We start from the raw sequence: 14989 nt of genomic DNA on the forward strand, positions 1-14989 counted from the left end.
CGCGCACAACAGCACCCTCCCACCAATCGGCGACAGGCATCGCCGCACCGCCGATCAGCGTTCACTCAGCCCGCCTCGCACGATCCCTCGCCCACAGCGACGGCGCTCGCGAGCGCGTCGAGCACGGCGCGTATCGCGGGGCTCTGCTGCGAGCCGCTGCGATGAGCGGCGAACACGGTCCGCGTAGGCCGGCCCGGCAGTTCGACCTGCCGCAGCCGCGGGCGCTCGCTCTGGAGCAGCAGCCGCGGCAGCACGGCGATCGCATGCCCCGTCTCGACCAGCCGCATCTGCACGAGCAGGTCGTCGGACTCGAACTGCACCACTGGCTCGAGCCCGAGGCTGCGGCACATGGCGATGCACCAGGCGCGGGCGTCGCTGCCCATCGGCTCCATAACCCACGGTAGGCGCGCGCCGATCTCGGTCACCGCGACACCGCCGTCGTAGCTCTCGGGTACGGCGAGCACCATGGCGTCGTCGATGAGATGCACCAGCTCGATGCCCTCCTGGCGACTGACCGGCAAGCCGGCGTACTCCTCGCCCAGCACGATGTCGAACTCGCGTGCCGCGAGCGCACGCAGCGAACGCGACGGCTCGATGCGGCTCACGAGCATGCGCGGGTGCGGGTCATCGCGCTCGAGCAGCCGAAGCGCCCGGGGCAGCATCGCGAGCGATGCGGTCTGCAGCGCGGCGACTCGCACGTCTCCCCGCGCCACCGCACGCACCGCGGCGACCGCGGCCTCGGCCCGCTCGACCTCGGTGAAGATGGCAGCGGCGCACTCCGCGAGGGTCTCGCCCTCGCGGGTCAGGCGCAGGCCGCGGCCCACCCGCTCGGTGAGCTGCGCCCCGACCTCCTCCTCGAGCACCTTGAGCTGCTGGGAGACGGTGGAGGGACTGAAGGACAGGGTCTCGCTGACGGCGATGAGGGATCCGCGCCGCTGCAGTTCCTGCAGCAGCAGCAGACGGTTGAGATTGAGCACACCTCAGTCTAATCATTCGATGTTTACGAATATAAACACCGACAATAAATCGCTTGTGGCGAATGTAAGTGTTCGTCAGTGTGGACAGGAGAGCCCGACTCCCGAAGATATGACCGAGGTATCCGATGCCCCCACGCTCACCGTTCCTCTTCCTCTCCGAGGCCGACATGGTCGCCGCGGGCGTCGACGACGTCGCCCGTTCCGTCGACGTCGCCGACGAGGTGTTCCGCCTGCTCAAGCAGGGCGACTACGTCATGGGCGGCGTGAACCGCAACAGCCACGGCCTCGTGCTGGTCTTCCCCGAGACCTCGCCCTTCCCGAACATGCCCACCGCCGGCCCCGACCGCCGCGTCTCGGCGATGCCCGCGTACCTCGGCGGCCGCTTCGACGTCTGCGGTGTGAAGTGGTACGGCTCGAACGCCGAGAACCGCAAGCGCGGCCTGCCCCGCTCCGTGCTCACCGTCATGCTCAACGACAAGTCGACCGGCGAGCCCCTCGCGCTCATGGCCGCGAACCGCCTCAGCTCCTCGCGCACCGCGGCCGTGCCCGCCGTCGCGAGCCGCTACCTGCCCGCCGAGCCCGCCCGCGTGCTGGCCGTGGTCGGCTGCGGCGAGATCAACCGGCAGGCCGTGCGCGCGATCCTGTCGCAGCAACCCGGCATCGAACGCATCGTCTGCAACAACCGCTCGCGCGAGAAGGCCGAGGCCTTCGCCGAGTGGCTGCGCGCCGAGTACGGCGTCGAAACCGCGGTCGCCGGCACCGCCCGCGAGTGCGTCGCCGAGGCCGACATCGTGACCGTCGCCGCCTCGCGCACCGCTCCGCTGCGCATCGAGGCCGACTGGTTCACCCCTCACGCCTGCATCCTGCTCAGCGGCCCCATGCAGTCGGACGAGAAGATCTGGACCGAGAGCCGCGTCGTCTACGACCACGTACCGCTGCACGAGGCCTACGTGGCCGACGCGCGCCGCGCCGACGATGTCGACAAGGCCTACCTCGGCCAGATCGGCGGCTACATGTACCGGCTGATCGACGCCGGCAAGGCGCCCCCGCTCGCCGAGTCGGAGGACCTCGGCACGATCATGGCCGAGGAGCGCCCGCCGTCGCGCGGCCGCACCGTGTTCATCGCGAGCGGCATGGCCGTCTTCGACGTCGCCTGGGGCTTCGACCTGCTCGAGAGCGCGAAGCAGAAGGGACTCGGCGTCGAGCTCGAGCTCTGGGGCTTCGACGAGGCCGAGGAGGGCGGGGGATCCCTCGCCGCAGACGAGACCGCCGCGGGCGAGGGAGCGGCCGCATGAAGATCAAGAACTACGACGCGCTCGTCGGAGTCGGCGACCGCGCCTCGCGCGAACTCGTGCTCGGCATCGTCGACGACGCCCTGAACCGGGTCGACGGCTACCGGCGCGTCAGCGGGATCGTGCGGGTCGAGGGAGACATCCTGCACATCGGCAACCGCCGATGGAATCTGGCCGACAAGAAGAACGTCTACCTCATCGGCGCCGGCAAGGCCTGCAATGCCATGGTCATGGCCATCGACCGCGCGCTCGGCGAGCGCCTGACCCGCGGCATCGCCGTCGTGAAGATCGCGGAGCGCACCGACGAGTTCTCCGACCGCACCGAGGTCTACGTCGGCGGACACCCCCTCCCGAACCGGGCCGGCTACCGGGCCTCGCAGCGGGTGCTCGAGCTCGTCGACCAGGCCGGCCCCGACGATCTCTTCATCATCGCGGTGAGCGGCGGCAGTTCGGCCCTGCTGAACGCCCCGATCGAGCCCATCACAGTCGAGGACGAGGCCGCCGCCACCGAGGTGCTGCTCACCTCGGGCCTCGACATCTACGAAGTCAACGCCGTGCGCCGCCACATCTCGCGCACGAACGGAGGCCGCCTCGCGGAGCGCATCCGCGACCGCGGCGCGGAGCTCATCGGCATCGGCATCTCCGACGCCGTGGGCAAGCCGCCGACAGGCGACATCTGCGAGCCCGACCCCCACTACGCGAGCACGCCCATCGGCCCGGATCCCACGACCCTCGACGACGCGCGCGCCGCGATCGACGGCCACGGCCTGCGCGACCGCCTACCGAGGAGCATCATCGATTTCCTGGACGACGCCGGCCCCGAGCAGGAGACGCCGAAGGCGTTCCCCGAGAACACCTACTTCGTGATCAACACGCTGCCCGATCTCGCCGAGGCCGCGGCTGCGGCTGCCGAGACGCGCGGCGTGACCGCGCACATCCTCACCACCTTCCTCGAGGGAGAGAGCCGCGACGCCGGCACCTTCATGGCCGCCCTCGCCCGCGAGGTGCAGACCAGCGGTCGCCCCTTCCGGGCGCCGTGCGTCATCGTCAGCGGCGGCGAGACGGTCACCCGCATTCGCCCCGGCACCGTGATCACCGGTCACGGCGGCCCCTCGCAGGAGCTCGCGCTGAGCTTCGCGCTCGCGGCGGCGGCGGCGCCCGGCGCCTGCATGTACGGCATGGACTCCGAGGGCACCGACGGGACCTCCTCGGCGGCGGGCGGCATCACCGACTCGACGTCGGCGGCCCGTGCGGCCGAGGCCGGCGTCGACATCCTCGCCCACTTGCGCGGCCACGCCAGCTTCGAGGCACTGGAGGCCATGGGCGACGTCGTGCTCACCGGCAACACCGGCACCAACCTCTGCGACCTCAACGTCCTCTACGTGCCGGCCCAGAACGGAGGGGGCTCATGACCGTCATCACATCAGTCGTCGCCCGCCAGATCCTCGACTGCAAGGCCCGGCCGATGGTCGAGGTCGAGCTCCGCACCGAATCCGGTGTCGTGGGCCGCGCAGCCGCGCCGACCGGCTCCTCGGTCGGCATGCACGAGGCGAAGGTGCTGCGCGACGAGGATCCCTCGAGCTACGACGGTCTCGGCGTGCACCGCGCCGTGCGCAACGTCACCGAGGTCATCGCTCCGGAACTCGTCGGCACCGTGTTCGCGACCCAGCGCGATCTCGACGAGGCGCTTGTCGGCCTCGACGGCACGGCCGACAAGGGCGTGCTCGGCGGCAACGCCGTCTACCCGGTCTCGGTCGCGTTCCTCCGCGCGCAGGCCGCGGAGGCCGGCAAGCCCGTCTACGAGCACATCGCCCGGGGGCCGCTCGCCTCGATCCCGGTGCCGTGCTTCAACGTGATCAACGGCGGCCGCAACCGCGACGCCGTGCAGGCCTTCAACGAGTTCATCGTGGTGCCCTACGGCGCTGAGACCATCGACGAGGCCGTCGAGATGGGCGTGCAGATCTTCAAGAAGCTGCCCGGCCTCATCGAGAGCGCCACCGGCAACCCGGCGACCGTCGGCGGCTCGTACGGCTACGCCGCGCCCTACAGCGACCCGCACTCGGTGCTGTCGCTGCTGCAGGACGCGGTGGGCGCCGCCGGCTACGACGGCCGCGTCTCGTTCGCGCTCGACTGCGCCTCGAGCGAGATGTACGACCGCGAGAACAAGACCTACGAGCTCAACGGCGGCCGCGTCGACAACGTCGGGCTGGTCGGCTACCTGAAGCAGCTCACCGAGGAGTTCGACCTGCTCTTCGTCGAGGATCCGCTCGACGAGGACGACTGGGCGGGCTTCTCGCTCGCCGTGCGCGAGCTGACCCGCACCTACGTGTTCGGCGACGACTTCATCGTCACGAACAAGGAGCGCCTCGACCGCGCCATCGCTGAGAAGGCCGCCGAGGGCTTCGTGCTCAAGCCGAACCAGATCGGCACGATCACCGAATCGCTCGACACCTTCGACACCGCCACCGAGAACGGCCTCTTCGCGCTGCCGTCGGGTCGCTCGGGCGGCGTCATCGACGACATCGTGATGGACCTCTCGCTCGGCCTGCAGGTGCCGTTCCAGAAGAACGGCGCCCCCCGCTCGGGCGAGCGCATCGAGAAGCTCAACTTCCTGATGCGCGCCGCGCAGGAGATCCCGGGCTCGGCGCTCAGCCGCATCGAGAGCCTCGCGCGCTACTAGGCCGCGGCTGCTTCGCGAGAACGATGAGGGGTGAGGGATCCGCGGATCCCTCGTGATCGGACTCGCGAACAGGGCGCCGCGCCCATCGTCGACGAGGTGCAGGCCGGGTGCGGACGCACCGGCGAGTTCTACGCGCTCGAACCGTCCGGCATCGTGCCTGACGTCGTCGCGACGGCGAAGTCGATCGGCGGGTTCGGCCTGCCGATGGCTCTGAATCTCATCGCCCCCGAGCTCGACGCGTGGGAGCCCGGCGAGCATACGGGCGCATTCCGCGGAGATCAGCTCGCGTTCGTCGCCGCGGGGATCGCGCTCGCGTACCGGCGCGAGACGAGCTTCCGCGAGCTGGTCAAGCGCTGCGGCCCGAACGGAGGGGTCATCAAGCTGATGCCGCCGATCAACACGCCGACCGCGCAGCTCGTCGAGGGGCTGCGGCTCACCGGAGAGGCGATCCCCCGCTAGCGACGCAGCTCGAGAACGTAGCCGTCGCGCCCCGTCACGAAGCGGGCGACGACGAGGGCGGGGCCCCGATCACACGATCGGAGCCCCGCCCTCGCGCGCACCGTTGGGCAGACGGCGCGCCTCGTCGCTGAATCACTCCGCGACGAAGAAGAACCGCCGGTTCGAGAACTCCCCGATGCCCAGCGGGCCCATCTCGCGACCGAAGCCCGAGCGCTTCACACCGCCGAAGGGCAGCTCGGCCGACTCCGCCGCGATGATGTTCACGTGGCTCATGCCGGCGTCGATCTTCGACGCGATCTTCTTCGCACGCGCCTCATCAGCCGCGAACACCGAAGCACCCAGGCCGAAATCGCAGTCGTTGGCCAGCGCCAGCGCCTCTTCGTCGCTCGACACCTTGTAGACCACCGCCACCGGGCCGAAGATCTCCTCGCGAGCCGACGCCGAATCCGTCGGGATGCCCGTCAGCACGGTCGGCGAGTAATAGGCCGTCTCGCCCTCCCCCAGCACGCCACCGGCCTCGATCTTCGCACCCGCGGCGACCGCGCGCTGCACCTGCTCGTGCACGCCCTCGGCCGCGGCACGGCTCGACAGCGGCACGTACTCGTTCTCGCCCAGGTCCAGCGGGTCGCCCGGCCTGAGTCCCTCGGCCTGCTTCTTCAGCTCCGCCACGAACTCGTCGTAGATGTCGGCCATGACGATCATGCGCTTGTTGCCGTTGCACACCTGACCGCAGTTGTACGTGCGGAAGTCCCAGCCGTCCTTCGCGACCGCTGCGACGTCCTCGACATCGTCGAGCACGACCATGGGGTCGAGACCGCCCAGCTCGAGCACGGCCTTCTTCAGGTGACGGCCTGCCTGCTCTCCGATGATCGAGCCGGCGCGCTCTGAACCGGTCAGGGACACGCCCTGCACGCGGGGGTCGGCGATGACGGTCGCGATCTGATCGTGCGACGCGAACAGAGCCTGATAGCCACCCTCGGGAACACCCGCGTCGCGGAAGATCTGCTCCACCGCCAGTGCCGACTTCGGGCAGATATCGGCGTGCTTGAGCAGGATCGTGTTGCCCAGCAGCAGGTTCGGGGCCGCGAAGCGGGCGACCTGGTAGTAGGGGAAGTTCCACGGCATGATCCCGAGCAGCGCACCCACGGGCAGGTGCTCGACGAACGCCTTGCCCGGCACGGTGCTCGGGATCTCGTAGTCGGCGACCAGCGACGGGCCGTGCACGGCGTAGTAGTCGACGATCGAGGCCGCGAACTCGACCTCCTCGCGCGACTCCTGCAGGCCTTTGCCCATCTCCACGGCGATGGTCTTCGCGAGCTCTTCCTTGCGCTCCTCGAAGAGTTCACCGGCGCGCTTCACGACCGCGGCGCGCTCTTGCACGCTCCGCTCGAGCCACGAACGATACGCCGCATCGGCACTCGCGAGGGCCTGCTCGATCTGCTCGTCGGTCTGCGCTTCGAAGGTCTCGAGAATCTCGCCCGTGGCGGGGTTCTGAACGCGGTACCTGCTGGACATAACACTCCTTAAGTGCGGTTGCGGCGGAGCGCTGCGGAGCAGGCCCCGAGTGTGGGTGGTTCGAATGGGGCCAGGACGGTCCCGGCCCGGTTCTCCCGCTGCGACGGGTCACCAGACGCGGAAGACCTGACCGGTCTCGACGCCGTAGGCGGATCGCACGTAGGCCTGGGCGACCTCGGCGCGGGTGGTCGATCGGAAGCCTCGAAACGCCTCCACCACCTGACCGGGCTCGAGCACGATGGTGGGGCTCACGGCGTTGATGCGCACGCCGTTCGGCAGGTCGAGCGCCGCGCGCCGCACGAAACCCTCGAGGCCGCTGTTGACGGTCGCCGTCACGTTGCTGCCGGGAATGGCATGCTGCGCCAGGATGCCGGTCGTGAGAGTGAAGGAGCCGTTCTCGGCGATGTGTGGCAAACCGGCGAGCACGGCGCCGATCTGACCGCCGAGCTTGCTGGTGAAGCCCGCGGCGAAGTGCTCGGGGGTCGCCTCGGTGAGATGCGCGGACGGGGCGGCGCCGAGCGCGGTCACCACGGCATCGACCGCCCCCGCGGTTTCGAACAGCGATCTGAGCGACGCGGTGTCCGTGATGTCGACGCTCGGGATCGAGGATCGTGAGGCGGCCACGACCTCGTCGCCCAGCTCCTGGAACGCTTCGACGACGGCGCTGCCGATGGTGCCCGATCCGCCGATGACGAGAACTCGCATGCTTCCGCTCCTTGCCTGACAATCTGACGATACACGATCACCCTACCACGCGCGTCTCCCGCGCACCAGAGATGACGAACACCCGCCTTCACCCCTCCGCGCAACCCGGCATCGGCGACGCGCACCGGTTGACGCCGCGCGGGTTGGGGAGTAGCGTGTGCTCCGAGGTATTGTCTGACAATCTGATTGCTTAACTGAGTCTGTTCATCGCCTCCTCACCCTCCGCATCATCGACCGAAAGGATCATTACAATGACGTATCCCGAACTCAAGGGCATTCTCGCCGCTGTCGTCACTCCATTCGACGCCGACGGCAAGGTCGACTTCGCCGGGATCGAGCGCCAGGCCGAGTTCATTATCGGCAACGGCGTGCACGGCGTCGTCTCGGCCGGCAGCACGGGCGAGTTCGCCACCCTTTCCGTGGATGAGCAGAAGGCCGTCAACAAGGCCTACATCGAGGCGGCGCACGCCCACGGCGGTCTCGCGGTCGCCGGTACCGGCGCGCTCTCGACCGCCGAGGCGATCGAGCTCACCGCCGCCGCGAAGGAGGACGGCGCCGACGCCGTGATGATCGTCCCGCCGTTCTACGACGCGCTGAGCTTCGATGAGCTGCTCGCCCACTACAAGGCGATCTCCGAGGCCGTCGATATCCAGATCATGTACTACAACATGCCGGGCGTCACGGGCGTCGACCTCACCCCCGACCAGTTCGCGCGGCTGGGTCGGGAGACCAACGTCACCTGCTTCAAGGACACCGGCGGCGACAACACCAAGATGGCCACGATCCTGTTCGAGCACGACGACGACATCAAGGCGTTCAACGGCTGGGACACCTACACGTTCCAGGGCCTTGCGCTCGGCGCAGAGGCCGGCGTCTGGGGCGGCGCAAGCTTCATGCCCGCCCTCGCCGCCGAGCTCTACCAGGCGGTAGCGGTCGAGAAGGATCTCGTGCGCGGCCGCGAGCTGTGGGAGCGCATCAACCCGATCTGCGTGTGGCTCGAGGAGCCGAACTACGCGGCCGCCATCAAGGCCGGCGTCTCGCTCGCGGGCGTCGATGCGGGCAGCACCCGCCCCCCGATCCAGCCCGTCGGCCAGGAGCAGCGCGATGAGCTCGCGGCCCTGCTGCGGGAGGCCGGCGTCGAGGTCAAAGGCCAGTAGGCTCGCCTCATGGCACGAAAGATCATCCACGCCATCGACGTCCACGCGGCCGGTGAAGCCGGCCGCGTGGTCGTGGGCGGTGACATGTTCGTTCGCGGCACGACCATGCAGGAGCGGCTCGTCTACTGCCAGGAGCACCTCGACGACTTCCGCCGGCTGCTGCTGCAGGAGCCCCGCGGCTACCCCTGCCTCTGCGGGGTCATAGTCACCTCGCCGGTGAACCCCGACAGCGATTTCGGCATCATCGTGTTCGAGCACGGCGGTTTCCGCCCGATGTCGGGCAGCAACACGATCTGCGCCGTCACGGCGCTCGTCGAGACCGGCCAGGTCCCGGTGGAGGAGCCGCTCACCCGGCTGCGCATGGACACCGCGACCGGGCTCGTCGAGCTCACCGTGAAGGTCGAGAACGGACGCGCCGTCGAGACCAGCATCGAGAATGTTCCCTCCTTCGCGATGGAGCTCGATCGCGAGTTCGATCTGCCCGAGTACGGCAAGGTGAAGGCCGACATCGTGTTCGGGGGCCAGTTCTACGTGCAGGCCCACGCCTCGCAGTTCGGTCTCGAGCTGAAGCCTGAGAACACGAAGGCGATCATTCGCGCCGGCGCCCTGCTCCGCGAGGTCGCGCGGCGCGAATGCCCGGTGGTCCACCCCGAGCACCCCGAGGTCCGGGGCATCGCACTCGCGATGATCCACGGAGAGAGCGATACCGATGGGGCGGATGCGCGCAACGGCGTGATCTGCCCGAACGGTCCGGTCGATCCCGAGGATCCCGAGACCTGGACGAGCACGCTCGACCGCTCACCGTGCGGCACCGGCACCTCGGGCCGCCTTGCGGCGAAGCACGCTCGAGGCGAGCTCGCCGTCGGCGAGGACTTCGTGCACGAGAGCATGATCGGCTCGCTGTTCCGCGCCACCATCCGCGGGACCACGGAGGTCGGCGGCCGACCCGCGGTCCTGCCCACGATCGCGGGCCGCGGCTGGATCACCGGCATCCACGACTTCATCCTCGAGGACGACGACCCCTATTCCACCGGCTACCGCGTCGGTGACATCTGGGGCGCGGCCTGACCCTCGCAGCGCGCGACGCGATCGCGTCCTGGGCCGGTCGGCTATCGGCGCAGGGGCGTTCTCCTCGCCTCAAAGCCCCCGGGTGAGCGGCCGGGTCCGAAGCACCCGCGAAGCCTGGTACCCTAACAATCAGACAAACTCAGCATTTCGCGCGTGATCGTGAGGCGCCTACAGAATTGAAGAAGTATATGACGACGAGTAGTCGGTCGGCCAGTGTGGGCCAGGTCGCAGGTTTGTCACGCCGTGACGGCGCGATCCAGGAGATCCGCCGAGCGATCGTGCTGGGAACCCTGGTGCCCGGAGAGAAGATCACCGAGGTCGGACTCGCCTCGCAGCTCGGCGTCAGCCGGCCCACGCTCCGCGAGGCGCTGAACCAGCTCGCTCGCGAGGGGCTCCTCGTACAGGAGCCCTACCGCGGCATGCGCGTCGCCGAGCTCAGCGCCGGAGAGCATCTTGATCTCGCCCATACCCGCCACGCCGTCGACATGCTCGCGGTCGATTCGATCCTCGCCGTCCCCGACGGGCAGCGCATGGCCGCGCTCGACGAGTACTGGGAGGAGTTCGCCGCGGTCGAGAGGGATCCGGATCCCCTCATCCGCCACGAGGCGCACGTCGCCTTCCATCGCGGCATCTGGGAGGCCTCGGAGAACCAGGTGCTGCTGCGGCTGTGGCCGGTCATCGAGGCGCACATCACCATCGCGCTGGCGCAGGATCAGGCGATCCGCTCGGATCCGAACCGCGCCCTCACCCAGCACCACGCGCTCATGGACGCGCTCCACAGCCGCGATCGCGACGCCGTCGATCGCGCCTTCCGAGAGCACACGATCCGCAGCGCGGAGGAGCTCCTCGAGATCATGGCCGCGCAGTCGACCGCGGTCGCCGTCTGACGCACGAGAGGGCCGCTCACGGAATCGGATCCCGCGAGCGGCCCTCTCGCCCGGCGGCGGGCACGCAGCGCTACCGCACGTAGTCGGCGCCCATGATGTCGAGCGTGGCGCCGGTCATGTGGCGCGCGCGGCCCGAGGCGAGAAACGCCACCGTCTCGGCCACGTCCTCGGGCGGCACGACCTCCCGCATCGGCAGCGCGGCCAGCCTCTCCGGGGGCATGTGCCCCGCGATCATCCGGGTCGCGACCATCGCGGGGGCGATCGAGTAGGCGAGCACGCCCTCGTGGGCGAACGCGCGCGCGACGCCCTTCATGAGGTTCTGCAGGCCGGCCTTCGCGACACCGTAGGCGAGGTGCTCCCCGTCGTCGCCGCGGAGCGAGGAGCGGCTCGCCATCGAGATGATCGCGCCCCCGCCCTGCTTCCGGAAGTCGAGCACGGCGCGGCGCGTGAGCCACGCTGCCTGGCGCAGGTTCAGATCCATGTTCGCGTCCCAGCCGGCGAGCCACTCCTCCTCCGGCTCGAGGCGGGAGTAGATCCACAGGCCGGCGTTGTTCACGAGCACGTCGATGCCGCCGAGCGCATCGGTTGCCGCGTCCCACAGACCGTCGGGTCCGCCCTCGGAGGTGAGATCGGCCTGGAGCGCGACCGAGCCCCGGTCGCCGCCCTGGGCGACGAGCGCCTGGGCCTGCTCGTCGCTCGAGCCGTAGTGGATCGCGAGTCGCGCGCCGTCGCGGTGCAGCTTGCGGCAGATTTCGGTGCCGATGCCGCCGGTCGCGCCGGTGACGAGGATGCGCTTGCCGACCAGCAGGCCCTCCGCCGCGCTCACGAGAACAGCCCGCCCGTGATCTCGACGGTACCGCCCGTCACGTAACTCGACTCGGGGCCGACGAGGTAGGACATCAGGGCGGCGACGTCGGCCGGGCGGCCCACGCGCCCGATCGGGATGGGTTCTGCGAGTTGCTCTTCGGTGATGTTGTTGTCGCGCAGGCGCTTCTCGACCATGGGGGTGAGGATCTCGCCGGGGCAGACCGCGGTGACTCGGACGCCCTGCTTGCCGAAGTCGAGCGCGAGGCTCTTGCTCAGCGAGACGACAGCCGACTTCGATGCGTTGTAGGCGATGTGGCCGGGCGCCGGAATGAGGCCCCAGTTCGATGCGATGTTGGCAATCGAGCTCGTCTCGTTCTTCGTGAGCAGCGGCAGCGCCTCACGACAGGCGAAGTAGACGCCGGTCGTATTGACGCGGATGGTGTCGAACCAGTCCTCGTCGCTCAGGGCGAGCGCGTCGCCGCGGCGCATGATGCCGACGCAGTTGACGAGGGCGTTGAGGCTCTCGATGCGCCCGCCGAGCTCCTCGAACGCGGATCGGATCGCGAGGTGGTCTCCGAGGTCGACCACGACCTGCTCGATGCGGTCGCGGTTCCGATCATCCTGCCAGGCGTCGTCTCGGAAGTGCAGGTCGAAGGCGAAGACTCGGAAACCGTCCGCGGCGAGCCGCGAGGCGACCTCGCTTCCGATTCCTCCGCCGGCCCCCGTGACGACCGCGGTCTTGGATTCGTTCATTCCTCATCATTCCCTTCGAGCTCGGCCCGCCTCAGCGGGATTGTTGTTTCGGCGCTCCATCTCGCCGTTGATCCGGAGGCAGGCGGGAAGCCGAACTCGTCGGCTCGCCCACTCAGAGTTGTCTGACAATCTGCCTTTGCGGCGACAGTACACCAGCGCCAAGAGGCTCGTCAATCGACGCACCGGGCGATTCCGGCACAAAGTTCCCGGGCCCCGACGACCGCGCGATATCAACGCGAAATGGCCGCATCTCCATCGCAGAACGACCGCAACACTGCCGCAGAAGACGACGAGCCGCGGGCCAACCTTCCTGTTCGCTGAATGGCGTCGACCGAGCCGCGAGAACACCCGACACCCGAGCCCGGTCTGCGATAACGTATGACCAAGTCCACCAAATTGCCAGACAAAGGAGCCCTCCGATGGTCTCACCCGCGTTCCTCGTCGGCCTCGTCGGTACCGGCACCATCCAGTCGCTCTCACCCGCACTGCACATGGCCGAGGGGCGGGCGCACGGACTCTCACACGTGTTCCGCCCCATCGACATCGCCGCTCTCGGCCTCGAGCTCGACCAGCTCCCCGAGATCCTGGACTGGTCCGAACGGCTGGGCTACAACGCGATGACCGTCACCCATCCCTGCAAGCAGCAGGTCATCGACTACCTCGATCGCGTCGATCCGGTGGCCGCCGAGCTCGGTGCGGTGAACACCGTGGTCTACGCACCCGAGGGCCGCGTGGGCTACAACACCGACACGACCGGCTTCGAGCACGCGTTCCGCGACGGCATGGGCGACGCGACGCTGCGCCGGGTGGTGCAGCTCGGCGCGGGCGGGGCCGGCACCGCGGTCGCCGACGCGCTCGTGCGACTCGGAGCCGAACAGCTCACGATCGTGGACATCGACGAGTACCGGTCGTCGTCCCTCGCCGCCGACCTGCGCGGACGGCGCGGGGCGAACGCGGTCTCGGCGCCGCACGCCGAACTGACGGCGCTGCTCGCCGAGGCCGACGGCGTGGTGCACTGCACGCCGCAGGGCATGCACGATCACCCCGGCGCACCCTTCGACACGGCGCTGCTGCGCTCCGATCTCTGGGTCGCCGACATCGTGTACCGCCCGCTCGAGACCGAGCTGCTGCGCGCCGCCCGCGCGACGGGCTGCACGACCCTCGCGGGCGGCCGCATGGCCGTCTATCAGGCCGTCGACGCGTTCCGCCTCATCACGGGCGTCGAGCCCGATGCCGAGCGCATGATGCGGCACTTCCGCGAGCTTGCGGCAGCGGAGGGCGTGGCCTAGCCGGAGCCCGCCGACGCTCCGCGCCCGGCTTCCACCCACCCCTTCATGCCCTGCAGCGCGGTCCCGTCCGTCCGCACCTCGACGAGCGCCGATACCAGATCTTCGAAGACCGCGCGCGGCGATTCTTGGACGGAGCGACTCTTCGCAACCTGGCCGGCGCGATGGCAGATCCCGCAAGTCCAGGCCCGGTTCACACTTGTCTGGAGACCGTCTTGCTCTCTCCTTCACCGGTGACCGGGGCTCCCCACACGAGTTCCATGCCGAAGCCCGGCTTGTCAGGTACGAACATCTTGCCGTTTCTGAGCACGTACGCGCTGAAGTCCACGCCCTCCGTCGTATCGGTGATGCCCTCCACGAGCGCCACGCCGGGGTAGCCCGCGCAGAACTGAGCCGCGTAGTGGGTCTTGAGCTTGATCCCCCAGGCATGCGGCGAAATGCGAGCGCCGATCTCCCTCAACCGCGGCATCAATCGACGCCAACTGGTCAATCCGAACGCGTGGCCGAGCCCGAGATCGCCCTGGACGTCCATCTGGAACACTCCGAGGTACCCCTGCTCATACAGCTCGATCAGCAGCTCGACCTCGGGGTCCGTTTCACCATCGGCGATCAAGGTCCTCGGCGACACCCGATCGAGGTGCTCCCTCAGGGCACGAAAACCCTCGAGGTTCTCGCGGAACGGCTCCTCGATCCAGTACAGCCCGACATCGGCGACCGCATCGACATACTCCTTCATCCGGTCAACCGTGTACGCATCATTGGCGTCCACCAGAATCTCGCAGTCAGGGAAGTGCTCCCGCACCATCCTTGTGACCTCGATGTCTCTCCTCAGCCCGTCAGGCCAGTCCATCCACCTGGGCGCTCGCCCGATCTTCAGCTTGAAGGCCCGATAGCCGTAGTCATAGCCGTACCGGCAGTTCTCCAAGACCTGCCGCAGGCCTCCCGGCCTCGTGTCGGGACTGATGTCGTCGAAGTAGATCAGTGTGTCGTACACCGGCACCGGGTTGAGACCGTCGTTGCCGAACATCTTGTAGCACGGGATGCCCAGAATTCTGCCCGCCAGGTCATGCAGCGCGAAGTCGAACGACGACAACGACATGTCCAGAATGCCCTGGTCCGGTGCGAACAGCTCCGCGACAGTCCTGCCCAGAACGAGCTCGTCCTCGGTCAGATCCGGGCGGTAGAACAGGCCGGACGCCAGCCCCCACCCCGAAGCCCCTCGATCGGTGAGGAGCTCCTTCACCAGAACCTCGTCGCCGTATCCGTGTTCGTCTCGGAAGGCGTTCTTGCCGATGAGCCTCGGAAAACGCGTGCGGATCTTGTAGGTGTTGACCTTATGGATCGTGTGAGCGGCGAGATCACTCGCCCCCGTCTCCGTTGATGCCATTTCACTCCTCAGTGAC

General features: G+C 68.7%; 14 protein-coding genes. 8 read left to right on the forward strand and 6 right to left on the reverse strand.

Annotation, left to right across the window (positions count from 1 at the left end; genetic code table 11):
* Positions 1-65 precede the first annotated feature (65 nt).
* Positions 66-977, reverse strand: a complete 912-nt coding sequence (locus D1J51_RS05870) for a LysR family transcriptional regulator (RefSeq protein WP_119074251.1) — start codon at positions 975-977, stop codon at positions 66-68.
* Positions 978-1102: 125 nt separating this feature from the next.
* Here D1J51_RS05870 and D1J51_RS05875 point away from each other — a divergent pair, with 125 nt between their 5' ends.
* Genes D1J51_RS05875 through D1J51_RS05890 form a run of 4 tightly spaced genes read left to right on the forward strand, consistent with a single transcriptional unit; the run spans position 1103 to position 5408 of the window.
* A complete protein-coding gene (locus tag D1J51_RS05875) occupies positions 1103-2272 on the forward strand; it encodes a tyramine oxidase subunit B (RefSeq protein WP_119074252.1) in 1170 nt (389 codons plus the stop codon).
* The gene (locus D1J51_RS05880; protein WP_119074253.1) at positions 2269-3681 is read left to right on the forward strand and encodes a glycerate kinase type-2 family protein; all 1413 of its coding nucleotides are present in this window, start codon (positions 2269-2271) and stop codon (positions 3679-3681) included. Before D1J51_RS05875 ends, D1J51_RS05880 begins: the two co-directional genes overlap by 4 nt.
* Complete coding sequence (gene eno / locus D1J51_RS05885; protein WP_119074254.1) at positions 3678-4949, forward strand: phosphopyruvate hydratase; 1272 nt, start codon at positions 3678-3680, stop codon at positions 4947-4949. The genes D1J51_RS05880 and eno overlap by 4 nt, the downstream gene beginning before the upstream one ends.
* Positions 4950-4979: 30 nt before the next feature.
* Positions 4980-5408 (forward strand): aminotransferase class III-fold pyridoxal phosphate-dependent enzyme, encoded by a 429-nt coding sequence (locus tag D1J51_RS05890; protein ID WP_119074255.1) that lies wholly within the window; start codon positions 4980-4982, stop codon positions 5406-5408.
* 132 nt (positions 5409-5540) lie between these two features.
* On the opposite strand, the gene D1J51_RS05895 is transcribed toward D1J51_RS05890, so the two are convergent.
* Both D1J51_RS05895 and D1J51_RS05900 read right to left on the reverse strand, forming a co-directional pair.
* Positions 5541-6923 carry an NAD-dependent succinate-semialdehyde dehydrogenase gene (locus D1J51_RS05895; RefSeq protein WP_119074256.1) on the reverse strand — a complete coding sequence of 461 codons (1383 nt, stop codon included), beginning with the start codon at positions 6921-6923 and terminating at the stop codon, positions 5541-5543.
* Positions 6924-7031: 108 nt separating this feature from the next.
* On the reverse strand, positions 7032-7628 hold the full coding sequence (locus D1J51_RS05900) for a short chain dehydrogenase (protein WP_119074257.1): 597 nt from the start codon (positions 7626-7628) through the stop codon (positions 7032-7034).
* A gap of 251 nt (positions 7629-7879) precedes the next feature.
* On the opposite strand from D1J51_RS05900, the gene D1J51_RS05905 reads away from it, so the two are divergent.
* The 3 genes from D1J51_RS05905 (at position 7880) to D1J51_RS05915 (ending at position 10740) form a co-directional block, all read left to right on the forward strand.
* A complete protein-coding gene (locus tag D1J51_RS05905; RefSeq protein ID WP_119074258.1) occupies positions 7880-8785 on the forward strand; it encodes a dihydrodipicolinate synthase family protein in 906 nt (301 codons plus the stop codon).
* Between the two features lie 9 nt (positions 8786-8794).
* Complete coding sequence (locus D1J51_RS05910; protein ID WP_119074259.1) at positions 8795-9853, forward strand: proline racemase family protein; 1059 nt, start codon at positions 8795-8797, stop codon at positions 9851-9853.
* A gap of 188 nt (positions 9854-10041) precedes the next feature.
* Positions 10042-10740 (forward strand): GntR family transcriptional regulator, encoded by a 699-nt coding sequence (locus D1J51_RS05915; protein WP_119074260.1) that lies wholly within the window; start codon positions 10042-10044, stop codon positions 10738-10740.
* Positions 10741-10810: 70 nt separating this feature from the next.
* Here the strand turns inward: D1J51_RS05915 and D1J51_RS05920 are convergent, their stop codons facing one another.
* Together D1J51_RS05920 and D1J51_RS05925 are read right to left on the reverse strand one after the other, a co-directional pair.
* Positions 10811-11566, reverse strand: a complete 756-nt coding sequence (locus tag D1J51_RS05920; protein WP_119074261.1) for an SDR family NAD(P)-dependent oxidoreductase — start codon at positions 11564-11566, stop codon at positions 10811-10813.
* Positions 11563-12300 carry an SDR family NAD(P)-dependent oxidoreductase gene (locus tag D1J51_RS05925; protein ID WP_119074262.1) on the reverse strand — a complete coding sequence of 246 codons (738 nt, stop codon included), beginning with the start codon at positions 12298-12300 and terminating at the stop codon, positions 11563-11565. Before D1J51_RS05925 ends, D1J51_RS05920 begins: the two co-directional genes overlap by 4 nt.
* A gap of 419 nt (positions 12301-12719) precedes the next feature.
* Between D1J51_RS05925 and D1J51_RS05930 the strand changes: the two genes are divergently transcribed.
* Entirely contained in the window at positions 12720-13589 is an 870-nt protein-coding gene (locus tag D1J51_RS05930) for a shikimate dehydrogenase (protein ID WP_119074263.1), read from the forward strand.
* A 190-nt stretch (positions 13590-13779) separates the two neighbouring features.
* Here D1J51_RS05930 and D1J51_RS05940 read toward each other — a convergent pair whose 3' ends face one another.
* Positions 13780-14973 (reverse strand): mandelate racemase/muconate lactonizing enzyme family protein, encoded by a 1194-nt coding sequence (locus D1J51_RS05940; RefSeq protein ID WP_119074265.1) that lies wholly within the window; start codon positions 14971-14973, stop codon positions 13780-13782.
* Between the last annotated feature and the right edge of the window lie 16 nt (positions 14974-14989).

It is taken from the genome of Leucobacter sp. wl10, from assembly GCF_003569785.1.
GTDB lineage: Bacteria > Actinomycetota > Actinomycetes > Actinomycetales > Microbacteriaceae > Leucobacter.